Source organism: Mediterraneibacter hominis (assembly GCF_014287475.1).
GTDB classification, from domain to species: domain Bacteria; phylum Bacillota; class Clostridia; order Lachnospirales; family Lachnospiraceae; genus Mediterraneibacter; species Mediterraneibacter hominis.
The window spans coordinates 69,051-94,602 of sequence record NZ_JACOPF010000001.1; the positions used below are offsets into that span (position 1 = coordinate 69,051).

The window sequence follows — 25,552 nt, forward strand, 5'->3', positions numbered from 1 at the left end:
TATGAGCGTGAGTATCGACGTGGCATGGAAAAGTCTGAATAAATATCAGGAAGAGCTGTGCGGAGATAAGGTAGAGGTTTTAAAAACAGCGGATTCAGATATTATGATTCTGGCAGATGGGATGGGAAGCGGAGTAAAGGCAAATATACTTGCCACCCTGACTTCCAAAATATTAGGAACCATGCTTTATGAAGGAGCCGCTTTGGATTCCTGTGTAGAGACGATCGCAAAGACGCTTCCTATCTGCAAAGTAAGAAAAGTTGCGTATGCTACGTTTTCTATTCTACAGATTTTTCACAGTGGGGAAGCGTATCTGGTAGAGTTTGATAATCCGGGCTGTGTATTTATCCGAGATGGAAAAATTGTGAAATATCCATACAAAGAACGGATGATAGAGGGAAAGAAAATTCACGAATATCGGTTTCAGGTAAAGAAAAATGACTGCTTTGTATTGATGAGCGATGGAGTCATCTATGCAGGGGCAGGGGAGATATTAAACTTGCAGGGCTGGACATGGGAAAGCATGGCAGAGTATACACTGCGCTGCACGAAAAAGACGTTGTCTGCCTCCCGCCTTGCGGCACTTTTAAGCCAGGCGTGTGATGAACTGTACGTCGAAAGACCGGGGGACGATACGACGGTGGCGGTGGCAAGGGTGATCGAGAGAAGAGTGGTGAATATCTTTACCGGACCGCCCAAGGAAAAGGCAGACGACGAGAAGCTGATGTATGATTTTATGCATATGGAAGGGAAAAAGATCGTCTGCGGGGGAACAAGCGCCAACATCTGTGCACGAATTCTGCACAAAGAGATTATTACCAGGGTGGACTATAATGATCCGGATGTGCCGCCGATGGCCGTCATAGAGGGATTGGATTTGGTGACAGAAGGTGTCCTGACACTTGGCAAAGTGATAAAATTATTAAAGCGGTATGTAAAAGACGAATTTGATGTAGAGTTTTTTGACGAGCTGGACGCAAACAATGGAGCCTCCAGACTTGCTAAAATATTGATAGAGGAATGTACAGAACTGCATCTGTTTGTAGGAATGGCAGTCAATGACGCGCACAAAAATTCAGATTTGAGTTTTGATTTGAGTATGAGAATGAATCTGGTAGAGCAGTTGATTCATGTGACAGAGCAGATGGGGAAAAAAGTAACGGTAAAATATTATTAAAGGTTGACTATGCAACTAAAAGAGAGTAATATATTCTTATAAAGGTTGAGTAGTCAACCTTTTTGTTGTGATTAGGAAAGTTTTGAACGGGATTTTAAGAGAGGCAGTTTCGCCTGGTTTGCCAGGGAGTGCAGGAGAAAATAAAATGATAGAAGAAAATAAGAAAATTTTTTTACGGCATATTTCAACAATCCAGAGGAACAGCCAGAAATATCTGGATATATGTCTCGGCGAATCGATAGGGTGCGGACAGCAATATTTTCTGGCATATATTGCGGAAAATGATGGAATCACCATGTATGATTTGGCAAAGGCAGGCAATTTTGATAAAGGGACGGTCACAAAAGCAGTGCAGAAGCTTGTGGATATGGAATATGTGGTGATCAAAACAGATGAAATGGACAGGCGGGTAAAACATTTGCACGTGACAAGGAAGGCACTGCCGGTAGTTGAGTTGATATATCAGACGCGAAATGAATGGAAAGAAGCACTGCTTTCTGATTTTGCGCCTGGAGAAGAAGACCGCTTTGTCCGCCAACTGGAACAGATGGCGCATACCTCCTGTCAGGTGTTGAAAGAAAAAGCACGACAGAAAGGGACAAAAGAAAAAGGAAAAGAAGAAATGCAGAGAAAAGGAGGAAAAGAATATGGCGAATGAGGCAATACAGACAAAAGAGAAAAATCCCCTGGGATATAAACCAATTGGAAGCCTGTTAGTTTCCTTTTCTGTACCTGCGATTATATCCTGTCTGATTAACTCTATTTATAATATTGTAGACCAGATTTTCATCGGGCAGGGAGTCGGCTATCTTGGAAACGCAGCTACAACAGTGGCATTTCCGGTTATGACAATTATCCTTGCCTTTGGGACATTGATTGGTTCTGGAAGCAGTGCGTATGCGGCGATCCGTCTGGGAGAAAAACGAGAAGAAGAGGCGGAGAGGACATTGAGCAATGCATTTTTGTTCACGATTATTACAGGGCTTTTGATCATGGCTGTCGGGCTGATTTTCTTAAAACCGATTTTATCTGTATTTGGCGCCACAGAGAAAATTATGCCCTATGCGGTGGATTATACCTCCATTATTCTGATAGGAACTCCGTTTAACTTGATTGGTATTGTGCTGTCAAATCTGGCTCGGACAGACGGACACCCGCGGCTTTCTATGTACGGCATGATGATAGGAGCTGTGTTAAACACGATTCTGGATCCAGTCTATATTTTTATTTTTCATTGGGGTGTGAAGGGGGCAGCGATTGCGACCATTACATCACAGATTATATCGGCGGTCGTGTTGACAGCGTATTTTGTGATGAAGGTAAAAAAGCCGATACATATGCGTCTGCACCGGAATTATATGAAGCTTAAGAGAAAGCGAATTACCAGTTTCCTGGCTCTTGGCGTTTCCTCTGGAATTACGCAGTCGGTTGCATGCATTATGCAGGTGGTAATGAATAATTCACTTGTTTACTATGGAGATCAGACACAGATCGGCGGAGACGTGGCTCTTAGTGCAATGGGAATTGTGATGAAGATAGCGATGATCATGGGAGCTTTTGGAGTTGGAGTTGGAATCGGCGCACAGCCGATTTTGGGATATAATCGAGGGGCAGGGCAGTATGAAAGGATCAAAAAGACATATAAGATAGCGGTATCCTTTGCGACACTCTTGATTTTTGTATGTTGGATTTTCTGTCAGGCAATGCCGGAGACAATTATTGGGATCTTCGGGAATGAGAATGCAGATTTTACAGATTTTGCTGTGAAATGTCTGCGGATTTATCTGTTTGGCATTTTCTGCGCAGGCTTTCAAATTGTGTCTACGAACTATTTTCAGGCGACAGGACAGCCTCTTAAGGCATCCATTTTGTCTATGCTGAGACAGCTTTTGCTTTTGATACCGCTGATACTGATACTTCCATTGTTTATGGGGCTAAATGGAATCTTGTATTCCGCGCCTATAGCGGATGTTGCTTCGGCAGTGATTGTAGCATTTTTTATCGTGCCGGAGATGAAAAAATTAAACCAGCATATCCGGCAGAAGCCAGAACTCAAGGAGGAAGGAGAACAGGCAGGCGTATCGTTATAACGCTGTTTAAAGGAGCCAGTACCAGTTTAGAAAGAAAAACTGGCCTCCTATAGAGAGGGAAAGATAAAAAGCCGCTTCCCATCTGGATAAGGAGACGGCTTTTTTTCTACGCTTTTTAAAGCAGAGATCAAAGAGTCTCCAGCAGAAGAAGCCAACCGCCGCACCCAGTGTATTCATAAGCAGATCATCAATATCCGTCCGTCTTCTGTTAAAGAGCTGGCACAGCTCGATGGCAAGTGAATAGGTGGAAGCAGCAAGTACCACATTGGTAAGAGTATGGTAGTTCTTCCAAATGAGAGGAAGCAAAAATCCAAATGGCATAAACATAAAAGCATTCAGAAAACAGGTGATAAAGGAAGTGTCCGAAAAGGGGATCATGTTGATTTCTTCAGGACGGATGATGTCGCCGAATTTTCCGATGTCCCAGATTGTTCCGATTCCTGTTACCTCCAGTACCATGAACAGATAAAAGAGAAAAATATAGGTCCATATCAGATGTAGGGCAAGATGAGGCGGACGTCTCTTTTTTATAACGCACAGTATAAACTGACAGCATAAACAAGGAACAAAAATACACAGAAGTGAGTAGATAAAAAATCGCATGGGTGGTCTCCTTTTCCTTTAGATATAAATAGTGCTGGTGTACATCGACACTGGCTATATATGAGTATAGAAAACAGAGGTTAAGATTTAGAAAAGAAATTCTTAAGAATTTTGTAACAGACAGTTCAGCCATACAGTGTGCGGGAAGCATAAAACATGCCTGCATGTTTTTGCGAGCGTACATCTGTATGAGCTTAAGCGCCCATCAATGAGTAAAACGGTGGCGGTAGCCATGATAAGCACGCAGTGCGGTTTTACGAATGGCGCGGGCTGAACTGATACAGGATTTTTGCAGGAGTGTAAGGAAATACTTGCCGGGTGTTTCATTTAGTGGTATGATGGACATCAGTGATTAAATAGAGAAAGGAACAAAATAACGTGACCTATAAAGAAGCAAGGGTATATTTGGACGAAGTGTCGAAATACGGAAGTGTACTTGGCTTGGATACAATCCGCGGTCTGTTGCGTGAACTTGGCAATCCCCAGGATGATTTAGAGTTCATACATATTGCAGGAACGAATGGAAAAGGTTCTGTGCTTGCATACACTTCAACCATTTTAAGTGAGGCAGGTTACAGAATCGGGCGCTATGTTTCACCGACGGTGGTTTCCTATCTGGAACGGATTCAGATAGATGGAAAAATGATAACAGAGGAGTCCTTTGCGGGACTTATACAGAGAATAAAAGAAGCGATTGCCCGAATGAAGGCCGTAGGAGAACCTCATCCTACAGTTTTTGAGATAGAGACGGCGATGGCTTTTTTGTATTTTCGGGAAAGAAAATGTGATTTCGTCGTTTTAGAAACCGGATTTGGCGGACTATTGGACGCGACCAATGTAATAGGTGCTCCTGTATGTGCAGTATTTTCTTCTATCAGCCGAGACCATATGGGAATACTGGGAGATACGTTAGAGGAGATCGCCCAGAATAAGGCGGGAATTATAAAAAAAGGATGTATAGTAGTGACGACAGGGCAGAAAAAAGAAGTGAAAGCTATCCTTCAAAAAGAAGCAGAAAAGAAAGGATGCCCGTTTATAGAAGCAGACAGAAATGCAGTGGAAATTTTAGAGGAAAACTACCGAGGAAGCTGCTTTTCCTATAAAGGATATAAAGAGCTGCGTATTTCTCTGGCGGGCAGACACCAGATAGAAAATGCGGTGACTGTGCTGGAGGTTATAGAGAGCCTAAAGAGGAAAGGATATGTAATTCCTATGGACTGTGTATATCGAGGAATGGAAAAAACAGTCTGGATAGGAAGGTTTTCCTGCATATTGGAACATCCTTTGGTGATCGTGGATGGCGCGCACAATGAGGAAGCAGCACAGCGCTTATGCGAAAATATACAAAGGTATTTTAAAAATCGACGTCTGATTTATATTATGGGCGTGTTTAGGGATAAAGAATATGAAAAGATAGCGCAGATTATGTGCCCCTTTGCCTGCTCGGTATATACAGTAGATTTGCCGGACACGCAGAGAACGCTTCCAGCAGAGTGTTTAGCAGAGGCAGTAAAGAAATACTGTGTATCTGTCAGAGCAGAAAAAAGTGTAGAAGCGGCAGTGGACGCTGCACTTGCGAAGGCAGAAGAAGAGGATGTGATTTTGGTGTTTGGTTCCCTGTCCTATCTGGGGGAGGTACTGGAAATCGTAAGGAAAAGGAGAGAAAAATAGATGATAGACGAAGAGAAGATAAAGCAGGGCATCCGGTTTTTGCTGGAAGGAATTGGAGAAGATGCAGACAGAGAAGGGCTTTTAGAGACGCCGGATCGAATTGCGCGTATGTATAGGGAGCTCTATGCGGGCATGGAAGAAAGTGCGAAGGATCATCTTTTAAAGACTTTCCATGTAGACAGCAATGAGATGGTACTTGAGAAGGATATTACCTTCTATTCGACCTGTGAGCACCACTTGCTTCCCTTTTATGGGAAAGCGCATATTGCCTATATTCCCGATGGAAAAGTGGTAGGACTGAGCAAACTGGCGCGCACAGTAGAGGTATTTGCCAGAAGGCTGCAATTACAGGAACAGCTTACCGGACAGATTGCAGATGCGCTGATGCAGTATATGAATCCGAAGGGCGTGCTGGTTATGCTTGAAGCAGAGCATATGTGTATGACGATGCGGGGGATCAAAAAGCCGGGAAGCCAGACTGTCACGATCGCAAGAAGAGGGGTATTCCTTGACAGTCCGGTGCTGGAAAACCGTTTCTTTCATATGATGGAGCGTTGATTATGAGAAGAGTAAATGCAGTTAGAGAACACCCTTTGTTTCAGGAATACTATGAGAGGCTTTTGGAACTGGAAACGGACAGAAGGTTTTGCAGACATCAGATGGAGCATCTTCTGGATACGGCGCGAATTGCATATATACGTAATCTGGAAGAACAATTAGGGATAGAAAAAGAGCTGATCTATACAGCGGCGCTTCTTCACGACATAGGGAAATCCCTTCAATATGAAAAGCAGATCCCACACGAGCTGGCGTCGGCGGAGATTGCGGAGAAAATTTTGCATAGTCTGCCGGAAGGATGTACTTTCACAGAAGAAGAGATCCGTCAGATTCTGACGGCAGTCCGGGGACATAGAAAAGCACACAGTAATATGGAGCCTCTCGAGAAGCTGTTATATGAAAGTGACAAAAAATCCAGACTGTGTTATGCCTGCCTGGCAGAGAAAGAGTGTAACTGGCCGGAGACAAAGAAAAACAAGGAGATAGATCGATGAAAATCGGAAATAAAATATTTGACACAGAGAACAAAACATACATTATGGGAATTCTAAATGTTACACCGGACTCCTTTTCAGATGGAGGGAAGTATAATCAGATGGATCAGGCACTGCTGCATGCAGGAGAGATGATAGCTGACGGGGCCGATATTCTGGACATAGGAGGAGAATCCACGCGGCCCGGGCATACGCGGATTACAGATGAAGAAGAAATCAGCCGTATTGTGCCGGTCATCGAGAGGATTAAGAAGGAATACGACATTCCGGTTTCAGTAGACACGTATAAGAGCCAAGTGGCGAAGGAGGCACTGGAGGCAGGGGCGGACTTAGTAAATGATATATGGGGGCTGAAGGCAGATGCAAAGATGGCGCCTTTGCTTGCCAAATACAAGGTTCCATGCTGTATTATGCATAACCGGAAAAACATGGAATATAAAAATTTCCTGGAGGATATTACAGAAGATTTAAAAGAAAGTATACGGCTTGCAAAAGAGGCAGGGATTCAAGAAGATAAAATTATCGTGGATCCAGGGGTAGGATTTGCAAAGACCTGTGAGAGAAACCTGGAAATCATTCACCATTTGGAAATCCTGCATAAGCTGGGCTATCCGATATTGCTTGGAACCTCCAGAAAGTCGGTCATTGGACTGACGTTAAACCTTCCAGCCCATGAACGGGAGGAAGGGACTCTTGTGACAACCGTATTTGCTGTACAGAAACGCTGTGCCTTTATCCGAGTACATGATGTGAAAAAAAATAAACGGGCAGTACAGATGACAGAAGCTATTTTAGGAGGATACAATGGATAAAATTAAGATAGAGGAGCTGGAAGTGTTCGCAAAACATGGCGTATTTCCAGAAGAAAATGTGCTTGGACAAAAGTTTTTAGTTTCTGCTGTGCTGTATACGGACACAAGAAAAGCGGGGCAGACGGATGATTTAACAGCCTCGATTCACTATGGAGAGATCAGCCAGTTCATAGACCGTTTTATGAAGGAACATACATTTTGTCTGCTGGAGCGCGCAGCAGAGAGGCTGGCGGAAGAACTGCTTCTTCACACGCCGCTTTTAAAGCGGATAGAGCTAGAGATAAAAAAACCATGGGCGCCTGTTGGACTGCCGCTTAAGACGGTATCTGTTGAGATAGACAGAAGCTGGCATGCGGCATATATCGCACTTGGATCTAACATAGGAGAGAAAAAAAGGTATTTGGACAAAGCGGTAGAAGCATTAAATGAGACAAGAGGCTGTAGAGTGGAAAGGATTTCCTCTTATATTGAAACTCCACCTTACGGAGTGATAGATCAGGATATGTTTTTAAACGCGTGTCTGAAGCTTTCCACCTTGCTTTCTCCCAGAGAGCTCCTTGCAAGATTACATGAGATTGAGAAGGAAGCCGGAAGGGAAAGAAAGATACACTGGGGGCCGAGAACACTGGATTTGGATATTATTTTTTATGATGATCTTGTCTGCCAGGAGGAGGACTTATGTATTCCACATGTAGAGATGCATAAGAGAACATTCGTCCTGAAACCTCTGCATGAAATCGCACCGTATAAAAGGCACCCTGTATATGGACAGACAGTCAGAGAGATGTTGGAAACATTAGAGATAAAACGATAGTTAAAAGACATAGAAAGGGCACTCTAAAACTATAATTGAGGAAAGAGATAGAGAGCGGTGTGGTAACCGCTCTCTATTTTTTAGCAGATGAAGCTGATGTTTTATAAAAGCTTTTCAAATGTATCATAGAATTCCGGATAGGATATATCTATACACTTACTGTCCAGAATTTTGGTATTCCCGTCGGCGATAAGGGCAGCAATGCTGAATGCCATTGCGATTCTGTGATCGAAAAGCGTGTGGATAACCGCACCTTTTAAGGGGCAGCCTCCGCGAATGATCATTCCATCTTCTGTGGCAGTGACATTGCACCCCATAGAGAGCAGATTGTCTGTCACTGTTTCAATGCGGTCACTCTCCTTGACCTTTAACTCAGCGGCATCTCGGATAATGGTGGTGCCTTCGGCGGCGGCGGCCATAACTGCAATAACAGGAATTTCGTCGATCAGCGCGGGGATAATGTCCCCTTCAATGGTAGTGCTGTGCAGTGTGCTTGTACGCACCAGTATATCCGCAATGGGTTCTCCTGCCTGTGTCCGTTCGTTTAACAGGGTGATATCTCCGCCCATATCTTCACAGACTTTCAAAAGTCCGGCTCTTGTCGGATTGATTCCTACATTCTGTATCAGAATTTCCGAATCTGGAACCAAAAGTCCGGCAGCGATGAAATAGGCAGCGGAAGAGATGTCACCGGGAACCAGGATATGCTGTCCATAGAGCTCTGTACAAGGCAAAATAGAGGCAGTTGCCTGTGTACTGCTTAAAGCATGTGTGGAGCGAATATCTGCGCCAAACTCTTTGAGCATGAGCTCTGTGTGGTTTCTGGAAAGACTTGGCTCTGTGACAGAAGTTTCACTGTCGGCGTACAACCCTGCGAGAAGGATGCAGGACTTCACCTGGGCGGAGGCTACTGGAGAATTGTAATGGATCCCATGCAGGTTCCCCGGTGTAATATAAAGTGGAGCACAGTCATTCCTGAGAATACTGGAGATATTTGCGCCCATCTGTGTGAGGGGCTCTATTATACGCTTCATGGGGCGGGCGTTCAGAGAAGCATCCCCAGAAAGCTTTGAGTCAAATGGCTGTCCGGCAAGAATACCAGACAGAAGGCGTGTTGTTGTACCGCTGTTTCCTACATCCAGAATATGAGTAGGGGGCATAAGCCCGTGTAGTCCTTTTCCATGAATGAGAACAGAGGACTTGCTTTCTTCGATTTCAATACCTAGTGTACGGAAACACTGAATGGTGGCGCGGCAGTCCGCACCCTTTAAAAAATTTTCGACCTCTGTAATTCCTTTTGCAATGGAACCAAACATGATACTGCGGTGAGAGATGGATTTGTCCCCCGGTACAGTAATCGTTCCTTTTAGTCCGTTTATACTACATAATTCCATTTTTTTAATATCCTTTCAAAATGTACTTTGTTGGTAAGCGTATACCTTAGAAGAGTGCTCTGCCGGCTTTGAAAAAGAAAGCTGGGTTAGACCTCATATACAATATACCGGTATTTCTGGAGGAGCTTGTATGCATTTTTTGCAGAATCCTCGTCATAAAATTCAATGCGCAGCACCCCTTCTTCAAATTCCCTGTTATGTATGATGCCAATATTTTTGATGCTGATATGATTGCTTGCCAGTATAGTTGCAATGGTCGCGATTCCTCCCGCCTCATCGATAATATCACAGTACAGGGCGAACTGTTTTTTGATCGGTCCTGCGGATGTATTCGGCATGGAATCGCGGTAGTCTCTGGAAGTTTCGAACAAGGAATATAAGTTTTGTTCAGATCCTGCTTCTATCCATTCTTTTGCCTGCTGTAATACGTCGATATACTGCTTAAGTATATCCGCTATATTTTTCCCGTTTTTCAGACAGATTTGCTGCCACATTACAGGGGAAGAAGAAGCGATTCTTGTGATGTCCTTAAAACCGCCGGCAGCGAGCATTTTCATCAGCTCTTCTTTTGTATCCGTGTTTTTTACGAAATTTACAAGACTAGAAGCAATGATATGCGGAAGATGGCTGATAGTTCCGGTAATCCAGTCATGCTTTTTGTAGTCTAACAAAACAGGAAGCGCTTTTAAAGATTCTACGAAGGTCTGATATGACAGGATCTTTTCCGCTGCCACTTTTTCAGATGGAGTGAGAATATAGTAGGCATTTTCAATCAGATGTGCTCTGGAGTTGACAAACCCGCTTTTTTCCGAACCTGCCATAGGATGCCCTCCGATAAAAAATTCTTCCATCCCAAGAGAAATAATCTCCTGGTGAATCGAGGTTTTCACACTGCCGACATCGGTGAGAATACAAGCAGCATCCACATATTTTTTTAATTGAGAGAGGTAGGCGGTATTATAGGCAATCGGAGCACACAAAAAGATATAGTCACAGTGTTTAAAATTGTCGTCTATGGAAGAACAGGAGATATGGATAGTCCCCTGTGAGACGGCAAAGGCAAGTGTCTCTCTATTTTTGTCAAAGGCAATCAGGGTGCAGTCAGGATAGTATTGCCGTATTGCTTTGGCAATAGATCCCCCGATAAGCCCAAGTCCGATAAATCCGATTTTTTTAGGTGTTAAAGATGGTTTCATACGAAAAATCCTTTCCGGTTATATTTATAATTGCATATACAATAACTCGTCGAGAGGTATCAACATACCCGGACAAATATAAAAACATTTTATCATTTCACACTGCAAATGTAAAACAGAACATGATTATCAGAAAAACCGGACGTAACAGTTCAGCCTGCGCCATTCGTAAAACCGCATTGCGTGCTTATCGTGGCTGCCGCCGCCGTTTTACTCATTGATGGGCGCTTAAGCTCATACAGATGTACGCTCGCAAAAACATGCAGGCATGTTTTATGCTTCCCGCACTCTGTATGGCTGAACTGTTACAACCGGACAAATACTTGTTAAAACTTAATAAAATAGTTGTAATTATTGCAAGGTTTTAGTACAATATACACATATAGCATATGTGTGCAGGAGGAACGGAATATCCTGTACATATAGAAAACTACACACAAGGAGGCAGCAGCATGAAGGTTTACAGAACAGACGAGATTAGAAACGTAGTATTGCTCGGACATGGCGGGAGTGGCAAGACGAGTCTTGTAGAAGCGATGTTGTATGTATCGGGAGCATCCAGCCGTATGGGAAAGATAGCAGATTCCAATACGACCAGTGATTTTGACAAAGAAGAACAGAAGCGCGGTTTCTCAATCAGCACCAGCCTGATCCCAATTGAATGGGAAAAGGCAAAGATTAATATTCTTGATACACCAGGATATTTTGATTTCGTTGGCGAAGTAGAAGAAGCGGTCAGCGCGGCGGACGCAGCAGTCATCGTTGTATCAGGAAAAGCAGGCGTGCAGGTGGGAACGGAGAAAGCTTGGGAACTGTGTGACAAATATAATCTTCCACGGATGATTTACGTGACAGAGATGGATGTAGATGACGCGAGCTTTCGTCAGGTTGTCGAAGATCTGACTGCACGGTACGGAAAGAAGATTGCGCCGCATTTCCAGCCAATTCGTGAGAATGAGAAGCTGGTTGGCTATATCAATGTCATCAAGAATGCGGGACGTCGTTATACAGGCGTAGGGCAGCGTGAGGAGTGCGAGATTCCAGATTACTGCCTGCCGAATCTTCAGATATTGAGAGATGCACTTATGGAATCTGTGGCAGAGACAAGTGAAGAATTTATGGAGAGATATTTTAACGGGGAGGAATTTTCTGTTGAAGAGATTCGCTCTGCAATGCGTACGGAGGTAATGGACGGGGATATTGTTCCGGTAGCCATGGGTTCCAACATTCAGGCACAGGGAGTGGCAAACCTGCTGTCCGATATTGTAAGGTTTTTCCCGAGTCCGGATAAGCGTACCTGTGCAGGCATCAACCGCACGACAAATGATATTTTTGAAGCAAATTACGAGTTCTCGAAGGCGAAGACAGCATATGTGTTTAAAACGATGGTGGATCCATTTATCGGAAAGTATTCCTTTGTGAAGGTGTGCTCCGGAGTACTCAAAGGGGATGACAACTTATACAACGCAGATACGGACTCGGAAGAAAAGCCGGGAAAACTCTATACAATGTGCGGCAATAAGCCATCGGAGGTATCGGAGCTGTTTGCGGGCGATATCGGAGCGATTGCAAAACTTACCAATACTCGTACAGGAGATACGCTATCTGCAAAGGGGACGCCGGTATCCTATGCTAAGACAGACTTTTCTGTGCCGTATACATATATGAGATACCGCGTAAAGAATAAAGGGGATGAGGACAAAGTTTCGCAGGCGCTTGCCAAAATGACGGCAGAGGATGTGACACTAAGAGCAGTCAATGACAGTGAAAATAGACAGACGCTGCTCTATGGAATGGGGGATCAGCATCTGGAGATCGCCGCAAGTAAGTTAGCTGCCAGATATAAAGTAGAAATTACCCTGGAGACGCCTAAGGTAGCATTTAGAGAAACAATACGGAAAAAATCTGATGTAGATATGAAATATAAAAAACAGACTGGCGGACATGGACAGTATGGACATGTAAAGATGAAATTTGAGCCCTCTGGAGATTTGGAAAAACCGTTTGTATTTGAAGAATGTGTAGTTGGAGGAGCAGTTCCGAAGAACTATTTCCCGGCGGTGGAAAAGGGACTTCAAGATTCTGTACAAAAAGGCCCCCTCGCCGGATATCCAGTAGTGGGAGTAAAGGCAATTTTGTACGATGGTTCTTATCATCCGGTGGATTCTTCGGAAATGGCATTTAAGACAGCGACAAGCCAGGCATTTAAGAAGGGATTTATGGAAGCGGGGCCGGTGCTGATGGAACCAATCGCATCCTTGAAGGTTACGGTGCCAGATGATTACACAGGAGATGTAATGGGGGATTTGAATAAGCGCCGCGGACGTGTGCTGGGCATGAATCCAGTTGCGGGAGGAAAGCAGGTGATTGAGGCAGATATTCCAATGACAGGACTGTTTGGATACTGTACAACACTTCGCTCTATGACTGGAGGAAGAGGAACATATGAATATGCCTTTGCGAGATACGAGCAGGCACCGTCAGATGTACAGGAAAAAGAAATAGCAGCGCGGGCAGCAGAGGAGTAGAAGAAAGGAAAAAGAGTGCGGGAGGCCGGACATTGCCGGTCTCCTGTTTTTTCTGCCGGGAGGTGTGCAAAGAAAGTGCTAAAAGCATTGTAGTTTATGCATAAAAGTGCTATAATTTTTCTGCCGTTGACAAAAAGGCAAAACGAGAAGGAAAATTGAGGAAAAACAAATGAAAATTGTGATTATCGGAGATGGCAAGGTGGGGTATAAGCTTGCACGTGCACTTTACGCCGAACAGTACGACATTGTTATGATTGACAGCAATGAAAAGAAACTCAAGGCGGCAATTGATCGTCTTGACATTTTCTGTGTGACTGGTGATGGAGGAAGTGTTGCTATCCAGAAGGAGGCAGATGTTCCGCATGCTGATTTAGTCATTGCATGTACTTCTACGGACGAATGTAACATGTTAAGCTGTCTGATTGCGCGGCGCCTTGGGGCGAAGCATACGATTGCGCGAGTCAGAAACCCGATGTATTACCAGCAGATTGATATTCTGAAAGAAGACTTACATTTGAGCATGGTGGTTAACCCAGAATTGATTATGGCAGGAGAGATTTCCAGGCTTCTGCTTTTCCCAGATGCAAGTAAAATAGAGACGTTTGTAAAAGGGAGGGTAGAGCTTATAGAGTATGTACTGACGAAGAGAAGTCCGCTGGTGGGTATGGCATTGTCCGGTATGTACACGAAGCTTCAAATCAAGGTGCTTGTATGCGCAGTAGAAAGAGCAGGGGAAGTTCTTATTCCGTCAGGTGATTACATATTGGAGGAAGGAGATCGGATTCATATCGCTGCATCGCACAAAGAGATAGAACACTTCTTTAAGCTTGCAGGCTGCCATAAGGAAAAGATCAATAAAGTCATTATCTGCGGCGGCGGAAGGGTAAGTTATTATCTCGCTACACAGCTGCTCGCGATCGGGATGCAAGTGAAGATTATTGAGAAGATAGAGGAGAAGTGCGAAACCTTAAGCGAAATGCTTCCAAAGGCAACGATAATCAACGGAGATGCTTCGGATCACGACTTACTGATTGAAGAGGGGATCGAGGAAGCAGATGCCTTTATCGCATTAACCGGAATGGACGAAGAAAATATTATTATGTCTCTTTTTGCAAAAGGGCAGAAGGTAGATAAAATTATCGTTAAGGTGAATGAGGACCGGAGAGCGAAAATGATAGAGGATTTCGGGCTGGACAGTGTTGTGTCTGCTAAGACAGTGACAGCAGATGCGATATTAAGTTATGTAAGGGCGCGGAAAAACTCTCAAGGAAGTACAAATGTAGAAACACTCTATCAGCTAGTAGACGGCAAGGTGGAAGCACTGGAGTTTATTGTAAAATCAAAGACGGAGTATACGGGTGTGCCGCTGAAAGAACTATCACTGAAATCCAATAATCTGATTGCATGTATTGCACGAAAGCGCAGGATTATCATTCCGAATGGAGACGACTGTATCCAGGCAGGAGACAGCGTGATTGTGGTTACAATGGAAAAACAGATTCAGGATATTCGGGATATTTTGATGTAGGTGCGAGCACATGAACAGAAGGATGATACTATATATTTTAGGGAAAATGCTGGGAGTGGAGGGCGTTGTACTCTTACTTCCTGCACTGGTTTCTTTCCTATATGGAGAGGAAAGCGGTCTGTCTTTTTTGATTGTCAGTGTGATCTTAGGAATTTTATTTCTTATTTTTGGGAAAAAACCACCGGAAGGAAAGACGATATATGGTAAAGAAGGATTTGTGATCGTAGGAATTGCCTGGATACTCTGGTCTTTGTTCGGTGCTTTGCCGTTTTTTCTGTCCGGAAGTATTCCAAATTATCTGGACGCATTTTTCGAAACAGTTTCGGGGTTTACAACAACGGGCTCGACGATACTCACAGACATTGAAATACTGCCGAAAGGAATTTCTTTTTGGCGGAGTCTAACTCACTGGATAGGTGGTATGGGCGTGCTCGTGTTTGTAATGATGCTGACATCTCTGGAAGATGATCATTCTATGCATTTGATGCGTGCAGAAGTCCCAGGACCAGAAGCGGACAAGCTGGTGCCCAGGGCGCGGCATTCGGCGAAAATATTATACGAAATGTATTTTGTCTTAACCGCGGCAGAGGTGATTTTGCTTATGTTTGGAGGCATGAGTTTTTATGATGCTCTGCTGCATGCTTTTAGTACCGCAGGTACAGGAGGCTTTTCAAACAGAAATGCAAGTGTAGCGTATTATGATAGTGCCTATATCGATGGGGTTATCACGATATTTATGATTTTATTTGGAGTGAATTTCAATTTGTATTTCCTAATTCGCCTGAAAAAATGGAAGAGTGCTCTGAAAAATGAGGAGCTTAAGGCGTATCTGGGAATCATTGGGGTTTCCATTGTGATAATTACGGTAAATATTCTTCACATTTATGGAAATGTGGCTCAGGCATTTCGTTACGCGTCGTTCCAGGTCGCCTCTATTATTACGACCACAGGATTTTGTACTGCAAATTATGATGTGTGGCCGGAGCTGTCGAAGACGCTGCTGCTGGCACTGATGGTAATTGGAGCGTGTGCGGGTAGTACAGGAGGTGGAATCAAGGTTTCAAGACTTTTGATACTCGTCAAGACAGTACGGCAGGAAATAAGGCGGATTCTACATCCAAAGTCTGTGACTGTAGTGCGGGTGAATGGGAAAAAAATTGGACGGGATACGATGCAGGGCGTATATATTTATTTTATCTCTTATATACTGATCCTAATAGTATCGGTACTGATTGTATCCATTGATAATTTTGATTTTGCTACATCATTCAGCGGAGTGCTGACAACTATCAACAATGTAGGGCCGGGAATATCCCAGGTAGGACCGATAGAAAACTTTTATTCGTTTTCTCCAGTGTCTAAGATTGTATTCTGTATAGATATGCTGGTAGGACGCCTGGAGGTAATTCCATACCTGCTTATTTTCTCCCCGGATTTGTGGAGAAGAAAATTTTAATGTATTTAAGGAAATGAAAGAGCGAAAAGTATCAATTTTCGCGTTTCATTTAGGAGGAAAAATGAAGAATGTAAAAACAAAGATTATGGCAGTGATTGCAGTAGTGCTTTTACTGGGAGTTTATTATTATGTGGCGTTGCCTGCAATTAATATTCACTCGACAGAGTTTTGGATATTTCTTATCATTTTGATTGTACTTGTGGCAGCATATTATGTAAAAAGGAAAGGGTTTAGCAGATATGAGTTAAAAACTTCCAAAGGCTTGAAGGCGATTCTGGGCGTGCTTGCGGCAGTTGTGATTGTATATCTCGTAGGAACGCTTCTGTCCTCTCCTATAGTGAATGCAAAAAAATATCAGAAATTAATGACGGTGGAAAATGGAGAATTTTCGAAAGATATTGAAGAACTCTCCTTCGATCAGATCCCGCTTCTGGACAGAGATTCCGCGGCGATTCTGGGAAACAGAAAGATGGGGAGCATGGTAGATATGGTGTCCCAGTTTGAAGTGGATGACTTATACAGTCAAATCAACTATAAGGATCAGCCGGTGCGTGTATCTCCTCTGAAATATGCGAATATTATTAAATGGCTGACAAACCAAAGTGAAGGAATTCCTGCATATATTAAAATTGATATGGCAACGCAGAATACGGAGCTGGTAAAACTGGATGATGGAATGAAATATACAGAGAGCGATCACTTCAATCGGAATATATACCGGCATTTGCGCTTTAAATATCCGACGTACATTTTTAATGACCTAAGTTTTGAGATTGATGATAACGGTGTACCATACTGGATATGTCCGGTTAAGAAGTTCAATATCGGATTGTTCGGAGGAGAGACGATCGGAAGAGTCGTTTTGTGCAATGCGATTACAGGTGAAACAAAGGATTACAGCATAGATAATGCACCAGAGTGGATTGACCGTGCGTATTCCGCAGATTTGCTTGTAGAGCTGTATGATTACTATGGAACGTTGAAACATGGATTTTTCAACAGCGTGCTTGGGCAAAAGGATTGTCTGCATACAACGGACGGGTATAATTATCTTGCAATTGATGATGATGTCTGGGTATATACAGGAGTGACGTCTATTACAGGGGATCAGTCTAATGTAGGATTTGTGCTGATGAATCAGCGTACAATGGAGACAAAGTTCTATGAAGTGGAAGGTGCGACGGAGGCTTCAGCGATGTCGTCGGCGGAAGGACAGGTACAGAACCTGAAATATAAAGCAGCTTTTCCATTGCTTTTAAATATCTCTGGTGAACCGACGTATTTTATTGCTCTCAAAGATGATGCAGGACTGGTAAAAAAATATGCGATGGTCAATGTACAGAAATATCAGATAGTGGCGATTGGAGATACAGTGAGTGAGTGCGAGGAAAATTATACGACACTTATGTATGAGAACGGTATCAAACAGGTGGAAGAGGATACAAGAGATATACTGACTCTATCTGGGAAGATTACCAAGATTGCACAGAGTGTCATAGATGGAAACTCTCATTATTACATTATGCTGGAAGGCTCAGACGAGATTTTCGACATACCGGTAGTAGACTTTATTGATATTATTAAATTTAATGTCGGCGATGAGGTGACAGTGGAATACAAAGAAGGAGAGACAAGCAATACTGTGCTTTCCCTGAACGGCAAAGAGGCAAATATACAGGATTCTAAGAAAAAAGAGACAGAAGAAGACGCGAATGGAGAGCCTGTAGAAGAATAAAAGGAAGAATAAAAAGAACAGAGAAAAGGAAAACAAAAAGGAGCTGTGCGCTGATTTTGATTGGTGCGCAGCTCCTTAATTTGTGAAAATAAAGATGTTATTAATTTAATACATTGTAATCAGGAGAATTTATTTCTGGAATCTCATTCTTATCTGCACTGATACTCAGATAAAATTCGATATTATTTTCGTTGGAGATTTTATGCAGCTTCTGAAGAAAAGCAGGCAGACTTTCTAATGTAATATTTGCCTGTTTAAGAACACTGTCAATGAAAATTGCTTCGATATCGTGGTTGCCGGCTACCATACCGTACAGGAACCCTACAAACTCTTCCAGAGTTAGAATGTCTTTATAATCTGCCATACGGATTGCACGTATATTAAAATCTACGGTGTAAGTATCTTTATGGCTTTTTTTAATTAAAACTACGTTTCCATTGGATGTTTTTACCTTTTCATTAGCAAGGTCTATCATTTGTTGTGTTTTTCCGCTGCCTCTTGGGCCTGTTATTAAATTTACCATGGCGAATCTCTCCTTTATGTATGTATTTTTGAGACTTTTCACCTCTCAAATATCTTATGTTTATTATACACTAAAGCAGTACATGGAACAACTAAAAAAAGGATAAAATAAACAAAAAATAGTAACAGTTCAGCCCGCGCCATTCGTAAAACCGCACTGCGTGCTTATCTTGGCTGCCGCTACCGTTTTACTCATTGATGGGCGCTTAAGCTCATACAGATGTACGCTCGCAAAAACATGCAGGCATGTTTTATGCTTCCCGCACACTGTATGGCTGAACTGTTACAGAAAATAAGAGGAGAAATGTAATGAGAAAAGTTCTCAAAAACATATGTTGAAAAGGAATCTGATACGTGATAACATGAAATAAATTGAAAATCATTCTCAATATAGGGGAGGGAATTTATGCCTGCGGAAGTGTTATCCTATTTCCTGAAAAACAGCAACCAGAAATTGCGTCTGAAATTTCAGATTGTACTTCAGTGTGCTCCTTTTCTAAAGGGATTGAAAATTTCTTGCGTGATTTCTGTAGAAGATGCGCTCTATGATGGATTGGAGGAAATATTCCAGGAGATGGATATTTCGTATCGGAAACTATGCAGCATGGACGGAAAATGCCTTGTACTTTTTTACCGTTCTAAGGAGCTGGAAGCATATATGATGCGTCCAGATATAAAATTGCTGTTGGAAGAATACGGATATCAAAACCAGAATATGGAAGATTTCCTGTTAAGATTGTCCGAAAGAGTATGCACATTTTCCGAGAATGGAATGGGATTTCCACATGAAATAGGAATATTTTTGGGTTATCCGGTAGAAGATGTCAGAGGTTTTATTGAAAATGAAGGACAGAAATATCTGATGATTGGCTATTGGAAGGTATATAAGAACCTGGCACGGGCAAAAATGATTTTCAATGAATATGACCGTGCAAAGAACTGTGCGGTAAATGAATTTCTGACCGGAAAGAGCATCCGGGAAATTGCTCAGTATTAGAATAACGGAGGTATTATAACATGAGCGTATCAGTAGTATATTGGAGTGGAACAGGCAATACACAGACAATGGCTGAGGCGGTGGCTAAGGGGATTGAAGAAGCAGGCGGACAGGCAAATCTTATAGAAGTGGGAACTGCGGATGCCACTGCCATTGCACAGGAGAACGCATTTGCCCTGGGCTGCCCGTCAATGGGGGCAGAACAGTTGGAAGAAAGTGAAATGGAACCATTTGTTGAAGCTTTGGAGCCATTGGTATCCGGAAAAACAATTCTGCTGTTTGGCTCCTATGGATGGGGAGACGGAGAATGGATGCGAGACTGGGCTTCCAGAATGAAAAATGCAGGAGCAGTTCTTGTAAGGGGAGAAGGCATTATCGCGAATGAGGCGCCAGATGATGAGGCACTGGCAGAGTGTGAGAATGCTGGCAAAGAATTGGTGAAATAATACAAAGAGAAAACGAAAATTCATCATTGACAAAATCTTTCCCCTTCGCATATGATAAGATATCGATAAAATTTTTCAACAGATGAATAAAGGGGAGAGAAGGAATATGAATATAAATACTCTGACTGGGATTTTAATACCGTTTGCCGGGACCACTCTTGGCGCGGCAATGGTATTTTTTATGAGAAAAGAAATGAATGAGATGCTGCAAAAACTCTTGCTGGGATTTGCATCAGGGGTTATGATTGCAGCATCTGTATGGTCTCTTCTGATTCCATCGATAGAGATGGCAGAACAAGAGGGAGGGATTGCCTGGGTACCGGCGGCAGGAGGCTTTCTTTTAGGAATGGGATTTTTGCTGGTGTTGGATACACTTACTCCACATCTTCATTTTACAGATGAAAAACCAGAGGGCGTTCCGGCCCATTTAAAAAAAACAACGATGCTTGTCCTGGCAGTGACTCTGCATAATATACCGGAGGGAATGGCAGTAGGCGTTACTTTTGCAGGGGTTTTGACAGAAAATAGCGTGATGACGATGGCAGGAGCATTTGCATTGTCTGTCGGGATCGCTATCCAAAATTTCCCGGAAGGGGCGATTATCTCTATGCCATTAAAAAGCCAAGGAATTTCTAAAAGAAGAGCCTTTATATATGGGGCGCTTTCAGGAATTGTAGAGCCAATAGCAGCAGGGATTACCATTCTCTTGACAGGTCTGGTTGTGCCGCTTCTGCCATACTTACTTTCCTTTGCGGCAGGGGCCATGATCTATGTCGTTGTGGAAGAATTAATTCCGGAGGCGCAGACAGGCAAACATTCGAATATTAGTACAATCGGAGTGGCTCTTGGCTTTGCGCTGATGATGGTATTAGATGTGGCTCTTGGTTAGTATAAGAAAACATGTACTGAACAAAAAGGATAAAATGAGTCTGACAGTGAAAACGGTTAGACTCATTTTTTGTGGACATTTGGAAAGTGATTTGCCAGGCAAAAACGTACAGCGACAAAAAATACTTGCAATCCTTTTGACAGAGTGCTATTCTTTACTATGGTGTGTTAAAGCACAAAAGAATAAACTCAGGAGAGTCTCTTAAAAAGAGCGCCGAAGGTGTACGCAGTCTGAACAGACTGTTAATCTCTCAGGCAAAAGGATGGAGGAAGAAAGAAATGTTTGCACAAATTGACGCAGTAATCACGTGGATTGACGACAGAATATGGGGGTTGCCGTTAATCATTCTAATTCTGACAACAGGATTCTATCTTACAGTTCGATTAGGGCTTCTGCAGATCAGACATCTTAAAAAGGCCCTGAAATTCATGGTAAAAAATGAAGAAGACGGACATGGAGAAGTGACCAGTTTTGGAGCGCTTTGTACAGCATTGTCCGCAACGATCGGAACCGGAAATATTACAGGAGTTGCAACTGCGATTGCAGCGGGAGGGCCGGGAGCGCTGTTCTGGATGGTCGTGGCAGCATTTTTCGGAATGGCGACGAAATATGCGGAAGGGCTTTTGGCGATTAAATACAGGACGATTGACAAAGACGGTCATGTACTTGGCGGCCCGTTTTATTATATTGAAAATGGTATGGGGAAAAAGTGGAAGTGGCTTGCCATGATTTTTGCTTTTTTTGGCGCCGGTGTAGGTCTTTTTGGAATTGGTACTTTTACACAGGTCAACAGTATTGCATCTGCTGTAAAGGACTTTTTTGACCCACAGACGGTTTATGCGATCGAGTTGTTCGGAAAGGAATATTCCTGGGCGACTGTAATTACCTGTATCATACTCACAGTATGTGTGGGCTTAGTCGTAATCGGTGGAATTAAGAGAATTGCAAAAGTATCAGAGATAGTGGTTCCGTTTATGGCAGTACTCTATGTAGTTCTGGCGCTATTGATCATTATTACAAATATTTCACTTGTGCCGGGAGCAATTGTGTCTATTGTAAAATCTGCATTTACAGGAAGTGCGCTGGCAGGTGGGGCAATGGGAAGTATGATTGTAGCAATGCAGAAGGGAATTGCCAGAGGTATTTTTTCTAATGAATCTGGTCTTGGAAGCGCTCCGATTGCGGCGGCAGCGGCTATGACAAAAGAGCCGGCGCGCCAGGGGCTGGTTTCTATGACAGGAACATTTATTGATACGATTATCATCTGTACAATGACAGGACTTTCCATTGTAATTGCCGGTACCTGGATGAACCCAGAGTTAGAAGGAGTGGCGATTACAATGGCGGCATTTGAAAAAGGACTGCCGTTCCCGCCTGCAGTTGCCTCCTTCTGCCTGATGCTGTGCCTTGTATTTTTTGCATTTACTACAATTTTAGGGTGGAACTATTATGGGGAACGCTGTATTGAGTATATGTTTAATAGAAATAAAAAAGCAGTCAAGACGTACCGCTGGTTGTATATTCTTGCAGTATTTATCGGACCATATATGACAGTGGCGGCTGTCTGGAATATCGCGGATATTTTCAATGCACTGATGGCATTCCCGAACTTAATTGCTCTGCTTGCGTTAAGCGGTGTTGTAGTGAAAGAATCGAGAGATTATTTTTCTAGATTAAAGGAAAAATAATAGAAAAGAAGTAACCGTAGAAAATTACTTGACTTATTTTAACATACTACTTATAATGAGAAAGAATATTGTAAAAACAGTGAAGAGGAATAGTAAGAGCGTACTGTTTTATCAGAGACCTGCCGGCAGGTGTGAGGCAGGAGACAGGCACTCCCAACTCACCTTGGAGTTCTCCTGCTGAATGCGATATGTAATTGGTATTGTCAATGGCGTATGAGAAATAGGCAGGGGCGGAGCTTCCCGTTACAGAAGAAATGAGTGCATTTATCATGGAACCTGTGATAAATGAATAAGAGTGGTACCACGGAAAAAAGCCTTTTCGTCTCTTAAGAGGGATGGAAGGCTTTTTATAGTTTGAGTCAGAACAAAAAGCAAGTGGAAATCAAATTGGAGGTAGAAAGACATATGGCACAGAAAATAGTCTATAATCACAAGGCTGTTGAGAAAAAATGGCGTGAGAAATGGCAGGAAAATCCAGTCAATCCGAAAACAGATGAGAACGGAAATAAGAAAGAAAAATATTATTGTCTGGACATGTTTCCCTATCCGTCAGGAAACGGACTTCATGTAGGACATTGGAGAGGGTATGTGATTTCCGACGTGTGGAGCCGCTATAAGCTGCAGCAGGGATATTATATTGTACATCCAATGGGATGGGATGCGTTTGGGCTCCCGGCCGAAAACTATGCGATTAAAATGGGCGTGCATCCGGCGAAATCCACAGCGGACAATGTAAGCCATATCAAAGAGCAGATTAACCAGATTGCGGCGCTCTATGACTGGGATATGGAAGTCAATACGACAGATCCTGCATTTTATAAGTGGACACAGTGGATTTTTGTAAAAATGTTCAAGGAAGGGCTTGCTTATGAGAAAGAGTTCCCAATTAACTGGTGTCCTTCCTGCAAGACGGGCCTGGCAAACGAGGAGGTTGTCAACGGCAAATGTGAACGGTGCGGTGCGGAAGTGACGAAGAAAAACCTGCGCCAGTGGATGCTTCGTATTACGAAATACGCAGAACGCCTCTTAAATGATCTGGACAAGCTGGACTGGCCGGAGAAGGTAAAGAAAATGCAGACGGACTGGATTGGAAAATCCTACGGTGCAGAGGTAGACTTTCCGATAGAAGGCAGAGAAGAAAAGATTACAGTATACACTACAAGACCGGATACACTCTACGGTGCTACCTTTATGGTTCTTGCGCCGGAACATGAACTGGCAGCGTCTCTTGCTACGCCTGAGACGAAAGAAGCAGTGGATAAATATATTTATGATGCTTCCATGAAATCCAATGTAGACCGTATGCAGGATAAGGAAAAGACGGGAGTGTTTACAGGAAGCTATGCGATAAATCCGCTAAACGGGGCAAAGACGCCAATCTGGCTCTCTGACTATGTACTTGCAGATTATGGAACAGGGGCGATTATGTGTGTTCCTGCACATGATGATCGTGACTTTGAATTTGCAAAGAAATTTGATATTCCTATTATCCAGGTTATCGCAAAGGACGGAAATGAAATTGAGAACATGACGGAGGCTTATACAGAGGCTTCAGGTACGATGATTCATTCCGGAGAGTGGAATGGCATGGAGTCTTCTGTGCTGAAAAAAGAAGCGCCTCACATAATTGAAGAAAAGGGGATCGGAAAGGCGACAGTGAACTATAAGCTGCGTGATTGGGTATTTTCACGCCAGCGCTACTGGGGAGAGCCGATTCCGATTGTACACTGCCCTGACTGTGGGGCGGTTCCGGTACCAGAGGAAGAGTTGCCGCTTCGCCTGCCGGATGTAGAATCTTATGAGCCGACAGGGACAGGGGAATCTCCGCTTGCCGGAATCGAGGAATGGGTCAACTGTAAGTGCCCGGTGTGCGGCAAGCCTGCGAAAAGAGAGACGAATACCATGCCGCAGTGGGCAGGTTCCTCCTGGTATTTCCTGCGCTATGTGGACAATCACAATGACAAAGAACTAGTTTCGAGAGAAAAGGCTGACGAAATGCTTCCGGTAGACATGTATATCGGCGGTGTAGAGCATGCCGTTCTTCACCTTCTGTACTCCAGATTCTATACGAAATTTTTGTGCGATATCGGTGTGATTGATTTTGACGAGCCGTTCCAGAAGCTGTTTAATCAAGGCATGATAACAGGCAAGAATGGAATCAAGATGAGTAAGTCAAAGGGAAATGTAGTTTCCCCAGACGATCTGGTAAATGACTATGGGTGTGATTCCCTGCGTATGTATGAGTTGTTTGTAGGGCCGCCGGAACTGGATGCAGAGTGGGACGACAGAGGAATAGACGGGGTAAACCGTTTCCTAAAACGTCTCTGGAATCTGTTGATGGACAGCCTGGAGAATGATGTGCAGGCAACGAAAGAGATGATCAAGCAGCGTCACAGGATGGTGGCGGACATTACAGGCCGACTGGAGAATTTCAGCCTGAATACAGTTATTTCTGGATTTATGGAATACAACAACAAGTTTATAGAGATGGCGAAAAAAGAAGGCGGTATCGACAAAGAGACATTAGAGACGATCGCAGTGCTTCTTTCCCCGTTTGCGCCTCATTTTGCCGAGGAAATGTGGGAAAAGCTGGGACATAAGACAACGGTATTCAAAGCAGGGTGGCCTGCGTATGATGAATCTGCAATGAAGGATGATGAAATAGAAATTCCGGTGCAGATCAATGGAAAGACAAAAGCGGTTATTCTCATTTCGGCGGAGGCATCTAAGGAAGAGGCAATTGCAGCAGGAAGAGAGGCGGTAGCCGATAAACTGACAGGAAACGTAGTAAAAGAAATTTACGTTCCAAAGAAGATTGTGAATATTGTTATGAAGTAAATTTAGAGCAAAAGCTGAAAGAAAATGGAGTAAATATTTCAAGAAAGTATGAGAGAAATGACGCAGATAGTAGAGATATTGTCTGCGTTATTTTTATGACGAGTGGTGTAAATAAT

Annotated in this window: 21 protein-coding genes, 1 riboswitch and 1 other annotated feature; of the genes, 17 read left to right on the forward strand and 4 right to left on the reverse strand. The window is 43.3% G+C overall.

Translation table 11 applies throughout. The features are described 5' to 3' along the window. The first annotated feature begins 1 nt into the window (after window position 1). The 3 genes from H8S37_RS00330 (at window position 2) to H8S37_RS00340 (ending at window position 3,267) form a co-directional block, all read left to right on the forward strand. Window positions 2-1,177 carry a SpoIIE family protein phosphatase gene (locus H8S37_RS00330; protein WP_186874077.1) on the forward strand — a complete coding sequence of 392 codons (1,176 nt, stop codon included), beginning with the start codon at window positions 2-4 and terminating at the stop codon, window positions 1,175-1,177. 145 nt (window positions 1,178-1,322) lie between these two features. Next, window positions 1,323-1,835, forward strand: a complete 513-nt coding sequence (locus tag H8S37_RS00335) for a MarR family winged helix-turn-helix transcriptional regulator (protein ID WP_186874078.1) — start codon at window positions 1,323-1,325, stop codon at window positions 1,833-1,835. Further along, window positions 1,825-3,267 (forward strand): MATE family efflux transporter, encoded by a 1,443-nt coding sequence (locus H8S37_RS00340; protein ID WP_186874079.1) that lies wholly within the window; start codon window positions 1,825-1,827, stop codon window positions 3,265-3,267. The genes H8S37_RS00335 and H8S37_RS00340 overlap by 11 nt, the downstream gene beginning before the upstream one ends. A 6-nt stretch (window positions 3,268-3,273) precedes the next feature. Here the strand turns inward: H8S37_RS00340 and H8S37_RS00345 are convergent, their stop codons facing one another. Beyond that, window positions 3,274-3,870, reverse strand: coding sequence for a VanZ family protein (locus tag H8S37_RS00345; protein WP_186874080.1), 597 nt, complete (start codon window positions 3,868-3,870; stop codon window positions 3,274-3,276). 378 nt (window positions 3,871-4,248) lie between these two features. Here H8S37_RS00345 and H8S37_RS00350 point away from each other — a divergent pair, with 378 nt between their 5' ends. The 5 genes from H8S37_RS00350 to folK are packed head-to-tail and all read left to right on the forward strand — an operon-like array spanning window position 4,249 to window position 8,219. Further along, window positions 4,249-5,541 (forward strand): bifunctional folylpolyglutamate synthase/dihydrofolate synthase, encoded by a 1,293-nt coding sequence (locus H8S37_RS00350; RefSeq protein WP_186874081.1) that lies wholly within the window; start codon window positions 4,249-4,251, stop codon window positions 5,539-5,541. Next, window positions 5,542-6,099 carry a GTP cyclohydrolase I FolE gene (gene folE / locus H8S37_RS00355; RefSeq protein WP_186874082.1) on the forward strand — a complete coding sequence of 186 codons (558 nt, stop codon included), beginning with the start codon at window positions 5,542-5,544 and terminating at the stop codon, window positions 6,097-6,099. 2 nt (window positions 6,100-6,101) lie between these two features. After that, window positions 6,102-6,593 (forward strand): HD domain-containing protein, encoded by a 492-nt coding sequence (locus H8S37_RS00360; RefSeq protein ID WP_186874083.1) that lies wholly within the window; start codon window positions 6,102-6,104, stop codon window positions 6,591-6,593. Continuing rightward, window positions 6,590-7,405, forward strand: coding sequence for a dihydropteroate synthase (gene folP / locus H8S37_RS00365; protein WP_186874084.1), 816 nt, complete (start codon window positions 6,590-6,592; stop codon window positions 7,403-7,405). The genes H8S37_RS00360 and folP overlap by 4 nt, the downstream gene beginning before the upstream one ends. Beyond that, window positions 7,398-8,219, forward strand: coding sequence for a 2-amino-4-hydroxy-6-hydroxymethyldihydropteridine diphosphokinase (gene folK / locus H8S37_RS00370; protein WP_186874085.1), 822 nt, complete (start codon window positions 7,398-7,400; stop codon window positions 8,217-8,219). The genes folP and folK overlap by 8 nt, the downstream gene beginning before the upstream one ends. Before the next feature lie 101 nt (window positions 8,220-8,320). Here the strand turns inward: folK and aroA are convergent, their stop codons facing one another. Beyond that, complete coding sequence (aroA, locus tag H8S37_RS00375) at window positions 8,321-9,613, reverse strand: 3-phosphoshikimate 1-carboxyvinyltransferase (RefSeq protein ID WP_186874086.1); 1,293 nt, start codon at window positions 9,611-9,613, stop codon at window positions 8,321-8,323. Window positions 9,614-9,699: 86 nt separating this feature from the next. Then, window positions 9,700-10,809 carry a prephenate dehydrogenase gene (locus H8S37_RS00380; protein ID WP_186874087.1) on the reverse strand — a complete coding sequence of 370 codons (1,110 nt, stop codon included), beginning with the start codon at window positions 10,807-10,809 and terminating at the stop codon, window positions 9,700-9,702. Window positions 10,810-11,261: 452 nt separating this feature from the next. Here H8S37_RS00380 and H8S37_RS00385 point away from each other — a divergent pair, with 452 nt between their 5' ends. The 4 genes from H8S37_RS00385 to H8S37_RS00400 all read left to right on the forward strand — a co-directional run bounded on the left by H8S37_RS00385 (window position 11,262) and on the right by H8S37_RS00400 (window position 18,056). Further along, entirely contained in the window at window positions 11,262-13,337 is a 2,076-nt protein-coding gene (locus H8S37_RS00385; protein ID WP_186874088.1) for an elongation factor G, read from the forward strand. A gap of 169 nt (window positions 13,338-13,506) precedes the next feature. After that, window positions 13,507-14,865 (forward strand): Trk system potassium transporter TrkA, encoded by a 1,359-nt coding sequence (gene trkA / locus H8S37_RS00390; protein ID WP_186874089.1) that lies wholly within the window; start codon window positions 13,507-13,509, stop codon window positions 14,863-14,865. A gap of 10 nt (window positions 14,866-14,875) precedes the next feature. Beyond that, complete coding sequence (locus H8S37_RS00395; protein WP_186874090.1) at window positions 14,876-16,321, forward strand: TrkH family potassium uptake protein; 1,446 nt, start codon at window positions 14,876-14,878, stop codon at window positions 16,319-16,321. Window positions 16,322-16,382: 61 nt separating this feature from the next. After that, the gene (locus H8S37_RS00400; RefSeq protein ID WP_186874091.1) at window positions 16,383-18,056 is read left to right on the forward strand and encodes a CvpA family protein; all 1,674 of its coding nucleotides are present in this window, start codon (window positions 16,383-16,385) and stop codon (window positions 18,054-18,056) included. Window positions 18,057-18,156: 100 nt separating this feature from the next. Here the strand turns inward: H8S37_RS00400 and H8S37_RS00405 are convergent, their stop codons facing one another. Beyond that, window positions 18,157-18,579, reverse strand: a complete 423-nt coding sequence (locus tag H8S37_RS00405) for a hypothetical protein (RefSeq protein WP_186874092.1) — start codon at window positions 18,577-18,579, stop codon at window positions 18,157-18,159. Between the two features lie 405 nt (window positions 18,580-18,984). Here H8S37_RS00405 and H8S37_RS00410 point away from each other — a divergent pair, with 405 nt between their 5' ends. From H8S37_RS00410 to leuS, 5 genes are all read left to right on the forward strand, one after another. Beyond that, on the forward strand, window positions 18,985-19,575 hold the full coding sequence (locus H8S37_RS00410; RefSeq protein ID WP_186874093.1) for a DUF3793 family protein: 591 nt from the start codon (window positions 18,985-18,987) through the stop codon (window positions 19,573-19,575). A gap of 20 nt (window positions 19,576-19,595) precedes the next feature. Next, window positions 19,596-20,021 (forward strand): flavodoxin, encoded by a 426-nt coding sequence (locus tag H8S37_RS00415; RefSeq protein WP_186874094.1) that lies wholly within the window; start codon window positions 19,596-19,598, stop codon window positions 20,019-20,021. 106 nt (window positions 20,022-20,127) lie between these two features. Beyond that, the gene (locus H8S37_RS00420) at window positions 20,128-20,910 is read left to right on the forward strand and encodes a ZIP family metal transporter (RefSeq protein WP_186874095.1); all 783 of its coding nucleotides are present in this window, start codon (window positions 20,128-20,130) and stop codon (window positions 20,908-20,910) included. A gap of 179 nt (window positions 20,911-21,089) precedes the next feature. Then, window positions 21,090-21,186, forward strand: a riboswitch (glycine riboswitch). 2 nt (window positions 21,187-21,188) lie between these two features. After that, window positions 21,189-22,598, forward strand: coding sequence for an alanine/glycine:cation symporter family protein (locus H8S37_RS00425; RefSeq protein ID WP_186874096.1), 1,410 nt, complete (start codon window positions 21,189-21,191; stop codon window positions 22,596-22,598). 70 nt (window positions 22,599-22,668) lie between these two features. Next, window positions 22,669-22,928 (forward strand) — a binding site (T-box leader). Between the two features lie 75 nt (window positions 22,929-23,003). Next, on the forward strand, window positions 23,004-25,436 hold the full coding sequence (gene leuS, locus H8S37_RS00430; RefSeq protein WP_207723856.1) for a leucine--tRNA ligase: 2,433 nt from the start codon (window positions 23,004-23,006) through the stop codon (window positions 25,434-25,436). Window positions 25,437-25,552 lie beyond the last annotated feature (116 nt).

Excerpts from the sequence above, each read along its gene's own strand:
- H8S37_RS00330 (WP_186874077.1), top strand. The coding sequence starts at position 2 with ATGAGCGTGAGTATCGACGTGGCATGGAAAAGTCTGAATAAATATCAG.
- H8S37_RS00335 (WP_186874078.1), top strand. The coding sequence starts at position 1,323 with ATGATAGAAGAAAATAAGAAAATTTTTTTACGGCATATTTCAACAATC.
- H8S37_RS00340 (WP_186874079.1), top strand. The coding sequence starts at position 1,825 with ATGGCGAATGAGGCAATACAGACAAAAGAGAAAAATCCCCTGGGATAT.
- H8S37_RS00345 (WP_186874080.1), bottom strand. The coding sequence starts at position 3,870 with ATGCGATTTTTTATCTACTCACTTCTGTGTATTTTTGTTCCTTGTTTA.
- folE (WP_186874082.1), top strand. The coding sequence starts at position 5,542 with ATGATAGACGAAGAGAAGATAAAGCAGGGCATCCGGTTTTTGCTGGAA.
- H8S37_RS00360 (WP_186874083.1), top strand. The coding sequence starts at position 6,102 with ATGAGAAGAGTAAATGCAGTTAGAGAACACCCTTTGTTTCAGGAATAC.
- folP (WP_186874084.1), top strand. The coding sequence starts at position 6,590 with ATGAAAATCGGAAATAAAATATTTGACACAGAGAACAAAACATACATT.
- folK (WP_186874085.1), top strand. The coding sequence starts at position 7,398 with ATGGATAAAATTAAGATAGAGGAGCTGGAAGTGTTCGCAAAACATGGC.
- aroA (WP_186874086.1), bottom strand. The coding sequence starts at position 9,613 with ATGGAATTATGTAGTATAAACGGACTAAAAGGAACGATTACTGTACCG.
- H8S37_RS00380 (WP_186874087.1), bottom strand. The coding sequence starts at position 10,809 with ATGAAACCATCTTTAACACCTAAAAAAATCGGATTTATCGGACTTGGG.
- H8S37_RS00385 (WP_186874088.1), top strand. The coding sequence starts at position 11,262 with ATGAAGGTTTACAGAACAGACGAGATTAGAAACGTAGTATTGCTCGGA.
- trkA (WP_186874089.1), top strand. The coding sequence starts at position 13,507 with ATGAAAATTGTGATTATCGGAGATGGCAAGGTGGGGTATAAGCTTGCA.
- H8S37_RS00395 (WP_186874090.1), top strand. The coding sequence starts at position 14,876 with ATGAACAGAAGGATGATACTATATATTTTAGGGAAAATGCTGGGAGTG.
- H8S37_RS00400 (WP_186874091.1), top strand. The coding sequence starts at position 16,383 with ATGAAGAATGTAAAAACAAAGATTATGGCAGTGATTGCAGTAGTGCTT.
- H8S37_RS00405 (WP_186874092.1), bottom strand. The coding sequence starts at position 18,579 with ATGGTAAATTTAATAACAGGCCCAAGAGGCAGCGGAAAAACACAACAA.
- H8S37_RS00410 (WP_186874093.1), top strand. The coding sequence starts at position 18,985 with ATGCCTGCGGAAGTGTTATCCTATTTCCTGAAAAACAGCAACCAGAAA.
- H8S37_RS00415 (WP_186874094.1), top strand. The coding sequence starts at position 19,596 with ATGAGCGTATCAGTAGTATATTGGAGTGGAACAGGCAATACACAGACA.
- H8S37_RS00420 (WP_186874095.1), top strand. The coding sequence starts at position 20,128 with ATGAATATAAATACTCTGACTGGGATTTTAATACCGTTTGCCGGGACC.
- H8S37_RS00425 (WP_186874096.1), top strand. The coding sequence starts at position 21,189 with ATGTTTGCACAAATTGACGCAGTAATCACGTGGATTGACGACAGAATA.
- leuS (WP_207723856.1), top strand. The coding sequence starts at position 23,004 with ATGGCACAGAAAATAGTCTATAATCACAAGGCTGTTGAGAAAAAATGG.